At 73.5% G+C, this 14803-nt stretch carries 9 protein-coding genes; 3 read left to right on the top strand and 6 right to left on the bottom strand.

Features of this window, described 5'->3' with window-relative positions:
- Nucleotides 1-4: 4 nt before the first annotated feature.
- The 5 genes from ACTMS9_RS04640 to mfd form a co-directional block, all read right to left on the bottom strand.
- On the bottom strand, nt 5-1000 hold the full coding sequence (locus ACTMS9_RS04640) for a TolB family protein (RefSeq protein ID WP_441164199.1): 996 nt from the start codon (nt 998-1000) through the stop codon (nt 5-7).
- Nucleotides 1001-1002: 2 nt separating this feature from the next.
- Complete coding sequence (locus tag ACTMS9_RS04635) at nt 1003-2622, bottom strand: DUF885 domain-containing protein (RefSeq protein WP_441164198.1); 1620 nt, start codon at nt 2620-2622, stop codon at nt 1003-1005.
- Between the two features lie 202 nt (nt 2623-2824).
- Nucleotides 2825-3805 (bottom strand): nucleoside triphosphate pyrophosphohydrolase, encoded by a 981-nt coding sequence (locus ACTMS9_RS04630; protein ID WP_441147209.1) that lies wholly within the window; start codon nt 3803-3805, stop codon nt 2825-2827.
- Between the two features lie 2 nt (nt 3806-3807).
- On the bottom strand, nt 3808-4593 hold the full coding sequence (locus ACTMS9_RS04625; RefSeq protein ID WP_441164197.1) for a hypothetical protein: 786 nt from the start codon (nt 4591-4593) through the stop codon (nt 3808-3810).
- Between the two features lie 100 nt (nt 4594-4693).
- Nucleotides 4694-8353 carry a transcription-repair coupling factor gene (mfd, locus tag ACTMS9_RS04620; protein WP_441164196.1) on the bottom strand — a complete coding sequence of 1220 codons (3660 nt, stop codon included), beginning with the start codon at nt 8351-8353 and terminating at the stop codon, nt 4694-4696.
- Nucleotides 8354-8679: 326 nt separating this feature from the next.
- Here mfd and ACTMS9_RS04615 point away from each other — a divergent pair, with 326 nt between their 5' ends.
- Nucleotides 8680-9591, top strand: a complete 912-nt coding sequence (locus ACTMS9_RS04615) for a cyclase family protein (protein ID WP_441164195.1) — start codon at nt 8680-8682, stop codon at nt 9589-9591.
- Nucleotides 9592-9662: 71 nt separating this feature from the next.
- Here ACTMS9_RS04615 and ACTMS9_RS04610 read toward each other — a convergent pair whose 3' ends face one another.
- On the bottom strand, nt 9663-10703 hold the full coding sequence (locus ACTMS9_RS04610) for a S66 family peptidase (protein ID WP_441164194.1): 1041 nt from the start codon (nt 10701-10703) through the stop codon (nt 9663-9665).
- 132 nt (nt 10704-10835) lie between these two features.
- On the opposite strand from ACTMS9_RS04610, the gene ACTMS9_RS04605 reads away from it, so the two are divergent.
- Complete coding sequence (locus tag ACTMS9_RS04605) at nt 10836-11873, top strand: hypothetical protein (protein ID WP_441147219.1); 1038 nt, start codon at nt 10836-10838, stop codon at nt 11871-11873.
- Between the two features lie 120 nt (nt 11874-11993).
- Entirely contained in the window at nt 11994-14780 is a 2787-nt protein-coding gene (gene ppc, locus ACTMS9_RS04600; protein WP_441147221.1) for a phosphoenolpyruvate carboxylase, read from the top strand.
- Nucleotides 14781-14803: the final 23 nt, after the last annotated feature.

Genomic DNA, 14803 nt, shown 5'->3' with positions numbered 1-14803 from the left:
TTGCTCACCCGGCTCTGGCGGAGCTGAACGTGAGCCGGTGGTAGCCCTCGGCGTACACGAACTCCCGCCCGTCCGGGGAAAAGCTCGGATGGTGTGCCTCGGCCTCGTCCAACAGCTTCGACATCTTCCCGGTGACCGCGTCGACGGACCAGACACCGCCCTTCGCCTCGGGCGAGGTGACCGCCACGAGGACGGTACGGCCGTCCGGAGCGACCGCGAGGTCGGCGAGGCCCGGCAGCCCGGTCAGGGATCTGGCCGAGTCCGCCTTCGGGTCCCACACCACCAGCTGCCATTCGTAGCTCTCCAAGGCGTCGCTCCGGCGGTCCGGGAGCTTCCCGAGCGAATCCGGCGCGGCCAGGAAGTACAGCAGGCCGTCCCCGGAGAGCGCCGGCGAGCGCACCCAGGCGACCGACCCACACTCACGGTCCGAACCACTCATCGGAAACGTCTTCCCGGAGACCGTGATCGGGCGGTCGAACTCACTCGCCTTCCCGTCGACGACCCGCTCGATCGCGATGCCACAGTTCTTCGGCACTTCCGCGAACCCGGTGCCGCTCCCGTCGGCGAATGCCACGTCACCGAGGAACGGCATGGAGGCGGCCGACTCCAGCGACCCGCGACCGGCTGAGAAGGTGAACAGCTCGGTACGGACGCCATGACACTGCGCGGCGACGCCGACATCCGCCTCCGGCGCCCGGTACAGGAAGCTGAACACCCCCCTGCCGCACCCGGGCTCGAGAGCCGACTCGTCGAGCACCAGCTCGGCGGACCCCTCGTCGGGACGCTGCCGCCACAGCTCCGCGCCGTCCGAGGACACCTCACGGAGGAAGTAGACCCAGCCGTCCCGGGCCCAGACCGGATCCGTGACGGTCACCGGCTCCACCACCGCCAGGAGCCGCGAGCACCCGGCAGCCGCCATCGTCGCCAGCAGTACGACAGCCAGGACCACCCGACGCCGGACCCTGCCCGCGCCGGGCCGGTCCACCCAGGCGGTCCGCACGCTCAGATGCCCAGCAGGGTCCGCAGGTGGCGCGGCGGCGGGCAGTCGTGCGCGAGCATCGCGTCGTGCCACTCGCGCACCGACACCCCGTCGGGGCGCGCCGCGGCGATGTCGGCCATCTCGCTGTAGCCCACGAAGTACGTGGAGAGCTGGGTGGAGGTCAGCAGCGCGCGCCGCCACTTGCCGGCCGCCTCGCCCTCCTCCTGGAAGCCGCGCCCGGTCATCAGCGCCATCGCCTCCGCCTCGGACAGGTCCTCGCAGTGCACCAGCTGGTCCAGCAGCGCGTTGATGGTCATCCGCAGCTGCATCTTGAGCTGCTGCAACCGCACCGGCAGGCCACCGAAGCCGAGGCCGGCCATCAACTCCTCGGTGTAGACCGCCCAGCCCTCGATGAACACGCCGGACTCGGTCAGCGGGCGGACCCGGGTCGGGCCGGCGTACCGGCGGGCGTGCGCGAGCTGGAGGAAGTGGCCGGGCATCGCCTCGTGCACGGTCAGGTTGCGGATCATGTGGTCGTTGTACTCGCGGTAGAACGACTCCACCCGGTGCGCGGGCCAGTCCGCCGGGGTGGGCGAGATGCAGTAGAAGGTGGGCAGCGCCGCCGTCTCCAGCGGGCCGGGCGAGTCGCAGTAGGCGACGGCCACGCCCCGGGCGAACTCGGGCATCTCCTCAATCACGCACGGGTCGTCGACCAGGGTGACCAGGTCACGGTCCCGAACGAAGTCGACGGCCTCGTCCAGGGTGGTCGAGGCGAGGTCCACGATGGAGTGGTTGTCGGGGTGCTCGGCGGCGAGCAGGTCCAGCGCCCGGCGTACCGTCTCGTCGTCGGCCCGGCCGCCGACCAGCTCGACGGCCGCGGCGCGGATCTCCTCGGTGACCCGGTCCAGGTTGGCCCAGGCGCGGCGCTGCACCTCGGCGGCGCCCAACTCGGTGTCGAGGGTGTGCCACAGCCGCGCCTCCCAGCGCCGCCGCCCCAGCCGGGGGTCACGCCCCGGCCCGGCGTCGGCCTCGAGGCCGATGCGCAGCCACGCCACGAACTCCTCCAGCGCCGCGATCGCCGCGGTGGCGGCCGGCTCCACCCGGTCGAACAGCGCGGGTGCCTGCGCCAGCAGCAGCGGCACCTCGTCGCGGATCAGCGCCGCCGTGCCGGTGAACTGCCCGACCGCCGTCTCGGCGTGGATCCGGGGCATGTCGCGCAGCGTCGCGCGCGCGGTCGCCAGGGCATCGGGCACGGCCGACAGCCGCCCGACCAGGTGGGTCAGGCGCTCCTCGACCGGGGCGTACGGGCGGGCGAGCACCGCGTGCAGCAGCGGGCCGGGGTTGTGCCGCAGCGGGTCCCACTCGTACCCGCGGATCTCGCCCAGCTCGAACAGCTCCCGGTCGACCAGGGCGCTGAGCAGCGCGTGGTCGACCTGCTCCTCCACGTCCAGCGCGTCGGGGTCGAGTTCGGAGAGCGCGTCGGCGGCCTCCCGCAGCATCGCCTGGTCGGCCTTCACGGCCTCGGGGGAGAGATCGGGCAGCCGGTCGTCGTACCGGTGGTCACCGGCGGAGGTGGCCAGCCCGGGGCGGCTCTCCAGCAACGCCTCGACGATCCGTTCCGCCAGCGGCACGAACTGTTCCATTCCCCGACCCTACCGACCGCACCGTCCCGACACCGCCCACCGACCGCCGGCCCTGGCCCCTGGCCCCTGCACGAATTGCGGTGTGTCGCGGTGTCCGGATCGCGGGAGGCCGCGACACGCCGCAAATGGAGTCGATCACGACCCGGGACGGACGTGCGCCGGCGCGGGAAGGGCAGTGACGGGAGGAGCGCCGACGCGGGGGTCAGTCGCGGGTGGTGCGCTCGGCGGTGCGGACGGCGTCGGCGTAGGCGAGGGTGGCGCGGCGCAGGGCGGCCTCGGGGTCGATGCCGGCCTGTCGGGCGGCGGCGACGGTGGCCAGCAGGCTGGCACCGAGTCGCGCCTCCGGGTCGACCTGGGTGTCGGCCAGCGGGGGCGGAACGGCGAGGCCGATCCGGCCGGCGCGGTCGAGGATCTTGGCGGCCAGGGCGAGCGCGGGCTGGCTCAGCGCGATGCCGTCCAGCACCGAGGCGCGGGCCTTCTCGGCCTGCTTGATCCGCTCCCAGCTCGCCTCGATCTCCTCCAGCGTGCCCGCCTCCGCGCCGGCGAAGACGTGCGGGTTGCGGCGGACCATCTTGTCCACCAGGCCGCCGGCCACGTCGTCGACGCTCCACCGCTCGCCCTCGGGCAGTTCCTCGGCCAGCCGGGCGTGCAGCAGCACCTGGAGCAGCACGTCGCCCAGTTCCTCGCGGAGCGAGTCGGTGTCGTCGGCGCTGATCGCGTCGTACGCCTCGTAGCACTCCTCCAGCAGGAAGCCGGCGAGGCTGCGGTGGGTCTGCGAGCGCTTCCACGGGTCACCGCCGGGCGAGGCGAGCCGGTCCATCACCTCGACCGCGTCGAGCAGCCGCGCGCCGGGCGGGTCCCACGAGCCGTACATCAGCTCCAGCTCGGCCAGCCCCGGCTGGCGGGCCAGCCGCAGGCCCAGCTCCCGGGCGAGCGCCTCGTCACCGGCGGGACCGGCCAGCCAGACCGCCGCGCCGTGCGCCGCCACCGCGTCGAGCAGCGCCTGCGTCGCGCCGGCCTCGACCACCCTGACCTCGGCGCCCGCCGCCCGGACCGCCGTGGTCAGCGCGCTCTCCCCGCCGGCCAGCACCGGCGCGGAGCGTACGACGTCCCAGGCGGCCGCGGTCAGCAGGCCGGCCGGCAGCCGGGGCGACGTGACCAGCAGAACGATCCGTGCGGACATGCTCAGGGGGCCACCGACCCGGCCTGCTCCGCCGGGGTGACGACCGGCTCGGGGGTCGAGATGTCGGTCACCGGGCCGCTGGCGTCGACGTACGGCAGGGCGTAGAAGACGAGCTCCTGGCCCTTGTTGACCCAGGACGGGACGCCGAGCGGCCGGAAGCGTGGGTTGACCGACAGGTCCACCTTGTCGGCCTCCTCCTCCAGCGCCGCGCTGAGCGCCGAGGCGGTACGGACGAAGCCGCCCTCGCCGAAGAGCTGCCGCACCTCGCCCACCGAGAGCCCGGACTGGATCCCGCCGGTCTCCTCGATCGCGTGGTAGACGGCCATCACCGAGGCGTCGCTGAGCTCGGCCGGCGGCAGCTTCTGGCTGAGCACCATGGAGATGTCGGCCCACTCGCCCCAGAGCTTGGCGAACTCGGCCTGCGGCGGCATTTGGAGCTGCTGCGCGAGCTGCTCCGGGGTGACCTGGTCCGACACCTGGATGCCCTGCTCGGCCACGACCCGCTTACCCAGGTCGATGCTGACCAGCAGGTTCACCACGTCCTGCCGGGTCACCCGGGAGCGGAGCTGCTCCGCGTCGGGGGTGACGCCGGCCTGGGTCGCGCTCTGGCGCACGGCCTCCGCGAACTTCGCCTGGGCGTCGTCGTAGATCGCGTCCACCCGGTCGACCGAGTAGGTCCGGTCACCGACGTACGCGGCCACGTCGGGCGAGGACTTCCCGCAGGCGGCGAGGGAGAGGACACCGAGAGCCGCGACGCTGGCGGCGGCGATGAGACGGCGTGCACGCATGCGGGTCACTCTCTCATGCCCGGTACGGCGGTGTGACGCCGCCCACCACGGGCGGGCCGCCTCACGCCGACGCCCCGGCCAGCGCCGCCGGTTCGCCGTGTCACCTTCCGCTCGCCACTGCGGGGCGGGCAGAACCGGCCCGCTCCTCGGGCTCGCCCAGGACATCGGAGAGGAGCTGCGCGCACCACTCCAGCAGTGCCTGGTCGCGCAGCGGTTCGCCGCCGACCCGGCGGGTGCTCGGCCGCGGCACGCTGACCTGGTCGGTGGCCTGCTTGTAGACCGAGTCCGGGTGGTAGCGCTTGAGCCGCAGCTGCTTGGAATCCGGCAGCGGCAGCGGGCCGAACCGGAGGTGCTTGCCCTGCATCGACACGTCGGTCAGGCCGTACCGGCGGGCCAGCAGGCGGAACCGGGCCACCGCGACCAGGTTCTGCACCGGGGCGGGCGGCTCGCCGTACCGGTCGGTCATCTCGGCGACCACCTCGCGCAGCCGCTCCTCGTCGCGGGCCTCGGCCAGCTTGCGGTACATCTCCAGCCGCAGCCGCTCCACCCCGACGTAGTCGTGCGGCAGGTGCGCGTCGATCGGAAGGTCGATCTTGACGTCGGCCTCCTCCTCCTGGCGCTCGCCCTTGAATGCCGACACCGCCTCGCCGACCATCCGGACGTACAGGTCGAAGCCGACGCCCTCGATGTGGCCGGACTGCTCACCGCCGAGCAGGTTGCCGGCGCCCCGGATCTCCAGGTCCTTCATCGCCACGTACATGCCGGCGCCCAGCTCGGTGTGCTGGGCGATGGTGGCCAGCCGCTCGTGGGCGTGCTCGGTCAGCGGCTTCTCCGGCGGGTAGAGGAAGTACGCGTACGCCCGCTCCCGGCCGCGACCGACCCGGCCCCGGATCTGGTGCAGCTGGGCCAGGCCGAGCAGGTCGGCCCGCTCCACGATCAGGGTGTTGGCGTTCGGGATGTCGATGCCGGACTCCACGATCGTGGTGCAGACCAGGACGTCGAACTCCTTCTCCCAGAAGCCGACCATCACCTTCTCCAGCGCGTCCTCGCCCATCTGGCCGTGCGCCACCGCGACCCGCGCCTCGGGCACCAGCTCGCGGATGCGCCGAGCCGCCTTGTCGATCGACTCGACCCGGTTGTGCAGGTAGAAGACCTGCCCGTCGCGGAGCAGCTCGCGGTGGATGGAGGCGGCCACCTGCCGGTCGTCGTACGCCCCGACGAAGGTGAGCACCGGGTGCCGCTCCTCCGGCGGGGTGGCGATGGTGGACATCTCCCGGATGCCGGTGATCGCCATCTCCAGCGTCCGGGGGATCGGCGTGGCCGACATGCTGAGCACGTCCACCGAGGCCCGCAGGCTCTTCAGGTGCTCCTTGTGCTCGACGCCGAACCGCTGCTCCTCGTCGACGATGACCAGGCCGAGCTGCTTGAACCGGGTCGCCGTCTGGAGCAGCCGGTGGGTGCCGATGACGATGTCGACGGTGCCGTCGGCGATCATCTCCAACGTCCGCTCGGACTCCTTCGGCGTCTGGAAGCGGGACAGCTGCCGGATGGTCACCGGGAACTGGCTCATCCGCTCGGCGAAGGTGTTGTAGTGCTGCTGCACCAGCAGCGTGGTGGGCACCAGCACCGCCACCTGCTTGCCGTCCTGCACCGCCTTGAAGGCGGCCCGGACGGCGATCTCGGTCTTGCCGTAGCCGACGTCGCCGCAGATCAGCCGGTCCATCGGGACGGTCTGCTCCATGTCCCGCTTGACCTCTTCGATCGCGGCGAGCTGGTCCGGCGTCTCCTGCCAGGGGAAGGCGTCCTCCAACTCCCGCTGCCACGGGGTGTCGGGTGCGAACGAGTGCCCCTTGGACGCCTTTCGCGCGGCGTAGAGCTGGATCAGCTGCGCGGCGATCTCCTTGACCGCCTTGCGGGCGCGGGCCTTGGACTTCTGCCAGTCCGAGCCGCCCATCTTGTGCAGGGTGGGCTGCTCGCCGCCGACGTAGCGGCTGAGCTGGTCGAGCTGGTCGGTGGGGACGAAGAGCCGGTCGCCGGGCTGGCCGCGCTTGCTCGGCGCGTACTCGATGACCAGGTATTCCCGGGAGGCGCCGTTGACGGTGCGCTGCACCAGCTCGACGTACCGGCCGATGCCGTGCTGCTCGTGCACCACGTGGTCGCCGGCCTTGAGCTCCAGCGGGTCGATGGTGTTGCGGCGGCGGCTCGGCATCTTGCGCATGTCGCGCGTGGAGGTGCCCCGTCCGCCGGTGACGTCGTTGCCGGTGAGCAGCACGAACCGGGACGCCTCGTCGACGAAGCCGGCGGTCAGGCAGCCACAGCTGACCAGCACCTCGCCGGGGGCGGGCGCGGCCGGCACCTCCTCGACCAGCCGGGCGCCCAGACCGGCGTCGCGGAGCACCTCGACGGCCCGCTGGGCGGGGCCGTGCCCCTCGAAGACCAGCGCGATCGACCAGCCCTCGCCGGCCCAGCGCTTGAGGTCGTCGACCACCCGGGAGGTCTCGCCGTGGTAGAGCGGGGCGGGCTGCGCCGCCAGGCTCACCGCGATCGCGTCGTCGGGCGTCACGTCGACCTCGGTGGGCTCGTCCTCCCAGGGCTGCCGGACCGGTGCGGCGGCGTCCGCCTCGACCAGGCCGAACGGGGCGAGGGTCCACCAGGGCTGGCGCAGCGTGCGGGCCGCCGCGCGTACCTCGGCCAGGGTCCGGAAGGCGGCGGCGCCGAGGTCGACCGGGGCCTGGCCGCCGACGGCGGCCGCGGCCCAACTGGCCTGGAGGAACTCGTCCGAGGTACGGACCAGGTCGTGCGCCCGGGTACGGATCCGCTCCGGGTCGCAGAGCAGTACGTGGGTGCCGGCCGGCATGCAGTCCAGCAGCAGCTCCATCGAGTCGGCGCCGATCAGCGCGGGCGCCAGCGACTCCATCCCCTCGACCGGGATGCCCTCGGCCAGCTTGTCGAGGATCTCGGTTAGCTCCGGGTGCTCCTGGGCCAGGGCGGCGGCCCGCTCCCGCACCGATCCGGTGAGCAGCAGCTCCCGGCAGGGCGGCGCCCAGAGCTGCGGAACCTGCTCGATCGTGCGCTGGTCGGCGACGGCGAAGGTGCGGATCTCCTCCACCTCGTCGCCCCAGAACTCGACCCGGGAGGGGTGCTCGTCGGTGGGCGGGAAGACGTCCAGGATGCCGCCGCGCACCGCGAACTCGCCGCGCTTGGTGACCAGGTCGACCCGCGCGTACGCCATGTCGGTGAGCCGGCGGGCCACCTCCTCCAGGTCGGCCTCGTCGCCGGCGGTGAGCTGCACCGGTTCGAGATCGCCGAGCCCCTTGAGCTGCGGTTGCAGCAGCGACCGCACCGGCGCCACGACCACCCGCAGCGGGCCGGTACGGCCGTGCGCGTCGGCCGACTGCGGGTGCGCCAGCCGGCGCAGCACGGCCAGCCGGCGGCCGACGGTGTCGGAGCGGGGCGAGAGCCGCTCGTGCGGCAGCGTCTCCCAGGACGGGAAGACCGCCACCTGCTCGGGCGGGAGCAGGCTGCCCAGCGCCGAGGCCAGGTCGTCGGCCTCGCGGGTGGTGGCGGTCACGGCGAGCACGGGCCGGCCGGCGCCGGCGTCGACCGGATCGGCCGCGACGGCGGCGACGGCGAACGGGCGCAGCGCCGCCGGGGCGGTGAGGTCGAGGCCGTCGACCTGGGCGGCACCGGAGCGCGCCAGGTCACGCGCCCGGGCCAGCCCGGGGTCGGCCAGGGCGGCGGAGAAGAGTCCGGTGAGCATCTGTGATCACTTCCAGGAAATCGACACACGGCGACGGCCCCGCGTCCAGCCGGACGGGGGGTGCACCTGTCGAGACTATCCCGCTCGGGAGACGATCCGGGCTGGAGCCGTGGCGGCCGGGCCGGTACCGGATCCGCGGCGGCCGCGGCGACGGGAGCGGAGGCGCCCCCCACCGCCCACGCGCCGCTCCAGGGCGCAGATTCACGGAAAGCGGGGCCTGTTTCCGCGGCGGAGGCCACGAGTTCTCCGAAAGTGCGCGGATCTTGCACGGGCGGCCGGGTCGGGTGGATCTTGACTGGGGTGGGTGGGCGTGGTCGGGTGGGTGGATGGGAGAGCAGTATCGGGCGCAGTTCGACGCGGAGGTCACGTTCGCCAACGGGGGCGGGCTGCGGACCGACGGGTTCCGGCTGGACATCCCGGGGCGGGAGATCGACGACGAGGCGCTGGCCGCGCTCTTCGTCCGGCACCTCGGGCTGCTGATGGTCGCCGACGTACGGATCACCGGCCGGACGATCATCGAGGAGCCTCACAAGGGCGGCCGGGCCGTCACCGCCGACCCCGGTGACACTGGCCGACGCCTGGTCGAGCTGAGTCACGTGATCACCGACGGCATGATCACCCTGCCCGGCTGGCCGGCCCCCCGGATCAGCGAGTGGCTGACCCGCGAGGCGTCCCGGGCGAACTACGCCCCGGGCACCGAGTTCCAGGTGGGCCGGATCGACATGATCGCCAACACCGGGACGTACCTGGACACCCCCGCGCACCGCTGGGCCGAGGGCGCCGACCTCACCGGCGTCCCGCTGGACCGGCTCGCCGACCTGCCCGGCCTGGTGGTCCGGGTGCCGGCCGGCACGCGCACCGTGGACCGGCTGCTACTGGCGCCGTACGACGTCGCCGGGCGCGCGGTGCTGCTACACACCGGCTGGTCCGCGCACTTCGGCACCGACCGGTACGGCGCGCCGGACGCCCCGTACCTCACCGGCGACGGGGCCCGCGCCCTGGTCGAGGCGGGCGCCGCGCTGGTCGGCGTCGACTCGATCAACATCGACGACATGAGCCCGGCGTCCGGGGGCGAGCGCCCGGCGCACAGCGCGCTGCTGGCCGCCGGCATCCCGATCGTGGAGCACCTGACCGGCCTGGACGCCCTGCCCCCGGACGGGTTCCGCTTCACCGCCGCCCCGCCCATGGTGGCCGGCATGGGCACCTTCCCGGTCCGCGCCTTCGCCGTCGTCGGCTGACCCGACTCCCACAGGCGTCGGCCGGACGCAGGCACCGACGGAACAAGGTGCGGGCTGGGAAGGCCGGCTTCTCAGTACCGGACCGAGATTCGGCGCTCGACGGCGTCCACCCGGATCTCCCCGCCGTACGGGATGATCAGCTGCGGGTCGGTGTGGCCGAGGTCGACGTCGAAGACCACCACCGCGTCGGGGCGGTACGGGGCCAGCGCCCGGCTGACCGCCTCCCGCTGCGCCCCGGCCCACGCCAGCCGATCCGGGACCGACCGGGGGCTGTCGAAGTCCCACGCCTTGGGGCGGCCGACGACGACGGCGGGGAAGGCCGCGAGCAGCCCGCGCTCCCCCATGTTCCGCACGATCCGGAACACCTCCTGGGCGCTCGGCAGCTCCTCCGAGGTTTCGAGCACCAGCACCGAGCCGGTCAGTTCCGCGGCGGCGGGGACCCGGTCGGCGGCCATCAGCCAGTGCAGGATCTCCAGGTTGCCGCCCCAGGTGCGTCCCTGGACCACGGTCGACGGGCCCTGCCAGTGCCAGCCGGTGCCGGGGAACATCACCGGCTCCTGCGCCAGGGTGGCCGGGTCGCGCCAGTCGCGCGGCTCGTCGCCCCACTCCGGCGCGGGCGTGAGGTCGTACCAGCCGGAGGTGAAGAGGGCGGCGCGCAGCGAGTCGAGGGTGAGCGGGTGCGGCCGGCCGGACCGGCCGAGGTGCACCAGCACCGACCCGCCGTGGTACGCCACGATGCCCAGCCGGTAGAGGTGGTTGAGGACGTTGGTGTTGTCCGAGTAGCCGAAGTACGGCTTCGGGTTGGCCCGCAGCACCGCGTCGTCCAGGTACGGGGTGACCGTGATCAGGTCGTCGCCACCCACGGTGGCCAGCACGGCGGTGATCGTCGGGTCGGCGAAGGCGGCGGTGAGGTCCCGGGCCCGGTCCTTCGGGTCGGCGCCCATCGTCCGGGTCGTCGGATACTCCACCGGCTCCAGGCCGAACTCCTCGCGCAGCCGACGCAGGCCCAACTCGTACACGTGGGGGAAGAGATCCGGCAGGCCGGCGGAGGGTGAGACGACCGCGACCCGGTCGCCGGGGCGGGGCTTGCGCGGGTAGGTCGGGAAGGTCATGTCCGGACGCTACCGAGCGCGGCCAACGGGTTTTCCGGTCGTGTGGCCAACCTTGATCAGGTGGCGGGCCCCCGCCAGGCAGGGCGGGCGAAACGCCCCGAACACGGGCAAGCAGGGCCCTAGGCTGGCGAGGTGGAGGAGGAGCCGGAGCTGCGGACCCGCGAGTGGTTACCCCGCACGGCGGCCCTGCTGGTCGGCACCCTGGCCCTGGCCACGGCGTTCATCGCGGCCTACGTGGGAGCGCTGCACCAGCCGACCCCGCGCGACGTCCCGGTCGGCGTGGTCCTCGGTGACCAGCGCGCCCAGGCCGTGCTCGCCGGGGTGCGCGGCCGGACCGACACGATCAAACCCATCGAGTACGACGACCCGGCCGCGGCCGACGACGGCCTGATCGGCCGCGAGGTGTACGCGGTGCTCAGCTCGACACCCCAGGGAAAGCTCCTGCTGACCACCGCCACCGCGTCCGCGCCCGCCGCCACGGAACTCGTCACGCAGGTGCTGACCACCGCGGCCGGGCGCGCGCAGACCCCGATCGAGGTCACCGACGAGGTGCCGGTCGCCGCCGGCGACCCGCGCGGCGTGGTGCCGTTCTACCTGGCGGTCGGCCTGGTGCTGGGCGGCTACCTGGGGTCGACCGCGCTGGGCATCTCGCTCGGCACCGCCCCGCACAGTCTCCGCCGGGCCGGCCTGCGGATCGCCTCGCTGGCGGTGCACGCCGTGCTGTTGGCGGTCCTCGCCACGCTGCTGGTCGGGCCGGTGCTCGACGTCTGGGACCACGACCTGCCGACGCTCGCCGCCGTCGGCATGCTCACCACCTTCGCCGCCGCGATGGTCGCCGCCGCCGTCCAGGCCTGGCTGGGCCTGCTCGGCACCGGACTGGTGATCCTGGTGCTGGTGGTACTCGGCAACCCCGGCTCCGGCGGCATCTACGCCCCGGAGTTCCTGCCCGCGTTCCTGCGCGGCATGCACCGCTGGAACGTCCCCGGGCTGGCCACCGACCTGGTCAAGTCGGCGGTCTACTTCGACCTGCGGTCCGCCCGGTGGCCGCTGGCCGGGCTGCTGGTCTGGGTCGCGCTCGGCCTGGTCGGCCTGCTCACCGCCACCCTGGTGCGGGGCCGCCGGGCCGCTCGACGGCCGGCCCGCCAGCTGGACACCAGGCCGGACGCGTGAACCCGGCGGAGATCGTGGGGAAGGTGACATTGCGGGCCCCCTCCTTACCGGCGGGTCCCCACGGATACGATCGACGGAGTCGGACAGCGCTGTCCTTCGTACTCACGTAAGGAGCGCATGGTGACCGACCAGCACGACCACGACGGCCCCGACGCCGCCCTGCGGGCCGACATCCGCCGCCTCGGCACTCTGCTCGGCCAGACCCTGGCCCGCCAGGAGGGCCGCCCCCTGCTCGACCTGGTCGAGGAGATCCGCGCCCAGGTCCGCTCGGACGCCCCCGCCGCCGCGCAGCGGCTCGGCGGGCTGGACGTCACCACCGGCACCAAGCTGGCCCGCGCCTTCTCCACCTACTTCCACCTGGCCAACATCACCGAGCAGGTGCACCGCGCCCGGGACCTGCGCCGACGCCGGGCGGCGCACGGTGGGTGGCTGGACCAGGCGGCCAAGATGATCGCCGAGCGCGGCGTGCCGGCCGAGGAGATCGCCGCGGCGGCCCGCCGGCTCGCGGTACGCCCGGTCTTCACCGCCCACCCCACCGAGGCGGCCCGCCGCTCGATCCTGTCCAAGCTGCGCGCCATCGCCGACGAACTGGACACCGAGACCACCAACGCCATCCTCTACGGCGCCAGCGACGAGGGCCCGGCCAACCGGCGCCTGGCCGAGCTGCTGGACCTGATGTGGCAGACCGACGAGCTGCGGCTGGACCGGCCGGACCCGACCGACGAGGCCCGCAACGCCATCTACTACCTGCGCGACCTCTACGCCGAGGCCGCCCCGCAGGTGCTCGACGACCTCGCCGACACCCTGCGCACCCTCGGCGTGGAGACCTCGCCGACGGCCCGTCCGCTGACCTTCGGCACCTGGATAGGCGGCGACCGGGACGGCAACCCGTTCGTCACCCCGACCGTCACCCGCGAGGTGCTCCACATCCAGCACGAGCACGGCATCAGCGCCACCGAGAAGGCGATGGACCAGCTCATCAACGAGGTCTCGGTCTCCCGCCGGCTGCGGGCGGTGTCGCTGGACCTCTCCGCCAGCCTCGCCGCCGACCTGGACGCGCTGCCCGAGGTGGCGCCCCGGTTCCGCCGGGTCAACGCCGAGGAGCCGTACCGGCTCAAGGCGCGGTGCGTGAAGGCGAAGCTGGCCAACACCCGGGAGCGGCTGCGCCGGGGCACCCCGCACGTGCCGGGGCGGGACTACCGCGGCTCGGCCGAGCTGATCGCCGACCTGGAGCTGCTGCGCGCCTCGCTGGCGCGCAACTCCGGGCAGCTCACCGCCGTCGGCCGGCTCGCCTCCACCATCCGTACGGTCTCCGCGTTCGGCCTGCACCTGGCCACCATGGACGTGCGCGAGCACGCCGAGGCGCACCACGCGGTGCTGGCCCAGCTCTACGCGGCGGTCGGCGAGGTGTCGGACTACCCGTCGCTGACCCGGCTGGAGCGGACCAAGCTCCTCGCCGACGAGCTGGCCGGCCGCCGGCCGCTGTCGACGCTGGACACCCCGCTGACCGAGAACGCGCAGAAGACGTTCGACGTGTTCGGCGCGATCCGCGAGGCGCAGGACCGGTTCGGCGCCGAGGTGATCGAGTCGTACATCATCTCGATGACCCTCGGCGTCGACGACGTGCTCGCCGCCGTGGTGCTGGGGCGCGAGGCCGGGCTGATCGACGTGCACAGCGGCCGGGCCCGGATCGGCTTCGTGCCGCTGCTGGAGACCCCGGCTGAGCTGAACGCCGGCGGCGAGCTGCTCGACGAGCTGCTGTCGCTGCCCGCGTACCGGGCGCTGGTCGCGGCCCGCGGCGACGTGCAGGAGGTGATGCTGGGCTACTCCGACTCCAACAAGGAGGCCGGCATCACCACCAGCCAGTGGTCGATCCACCGGGCGCAGCGGGCGCTGCGGGACGTGGCCGCCCGGCACGGCGTGCACCTGCGGCTCTTCCACGGCCGGGGCGGCACGGTCGGGCGTGGCGGCGGGCCGACGCACGACGCGATCCTGGCCCAGCCGTACGGCACCCTGGACGGCGCGATCAAGGTGACCGAGCAGGGCGAGGTCATCTCCGACAAGTACACGCTGCCGGCGCTGGCCCGGGAGAACCTGGAGCTGACCGTGGCGGCGGTGCTCCAGGCGACGCTGCTGCACACCGCGCCCCGCCAGCCGGCCGAGATGCTGGAGCGCTGGGACGCGGCGATGGACGTGGTCTCCGAGTCGGCGTTCCGCTCGTACCGGGGGCTGGTCGAGGACCCGGACCTGCCGGCGTACTTCTGGGCCTCCACCCCCACCGAGCTGCTCGGCGCGCTCAACATCGGCTCCCGGCCGGCGAAGCGGCCCAACACCGGGGCGGGGCTGGGCGGGCTGCGAGCCATCCCGTGGGTGTTCGGTTGGACGCAGACCCGGCAGATCGTGCCGGGCTGGTTCGGGGTCGGCTCCGGGCTGGCGGCGGCGCGGGCGGCGGGGCTGGAGGACGTGCTCGCCGAGATGAACCGCAACTGGCACTTCTTCCGCACGTTCCTGTCGAACGTCGAGATGATGCTGACCAAGACCGACCTGAGCATCGCCCGCCGCTACGTGGAGACCCTGGTCCCGAAGAAGCTGCACCCGATCTTCGACAAGATCGAGCAGGAGTACGAGCTGACCAAGCAGGAGGTGCTGGCGGTGACCGCCGCACCGGCCCTGCTGGAGAACTCGCCGGTGCTCCAGCGCACCCTCGCGGTCCGGGACACCTACCTGGAGCCGCTGCACCACCTCCAGGTGGCGCTGCTGCGGCAGTACCGGGACTCCGGGGCCGCCGGGCGCGCGATGGCGACCGCGCCGGGCGGCCGCCGCGCACCGAGCGACGGTACGGCGTTGGAGCGGGCGCTGCTCACCACGGTCAACGGCATCGCCGCCGGGATGCGCAACACCGGCTGACGAGCGACGCGAAAGGCCCCGGT

Origin of the sequence: Micromonospora sp. L31 (assembly GCF_052068075.1) — a bacterium.
Classification (GTDB): Bacteria; Actinomycetota; Actinomycetes; order Mycobacteriales; family Micromonosporaceae; genus Micromonospora; species Micromonospora purpureochromogenes.
This window is presented reverse-complemented; position numbering and strand designations above follow the sequence as displayed.

Bases quoted from the DNA above. Each gene is read 5' to 3' on its own strand.
- ACTMS9_RS04635 (WP_441164198.1), bottom strand. From the start codon at position 2,622: ATGGAACAGTTCGTGCCGCTGGCGGAACGGATCGTCGAGGCGTTGCTG.
- ACTMS9_RS04630 (WP_441147209.1), bottom strand. From the start codon at position 3,805: ATGTCCGCACGGATCGTTCTGCTGGTCACGTCGCCCCGGCTGCCGGCC.
- ACTMS9_RS04625 (WP_441164197.1), bottom strand. From the start codon at position 4,593: ATGCGTGCACGCCGTCTCATCGCCGCCGCCAGCGTCGCGGCTCTCGGT.
- mfd (WP_441164196.1), bottom strand. From the start codon at position 8,353: ATGCTCACCGGACTCTTCTCCGCCGCCCTGGCCGACCCCGGGCTGGCC.
- ACTMS9_RS04615 (WP_441164195.1), top strand. From the start codon at position 8,680: ATGGGAGAGCAGTATCGGGCGCAGTTCGACGCGGAGGTCACGTTCGCC.
- ACTMS9_RS04610 (WP_441164194.1), bottom strand. From the start codon at position 10,703: ATGACCTTCCCGACCTACCCGCGCAAGCCCCGCCCCGGCGACCGGGTC.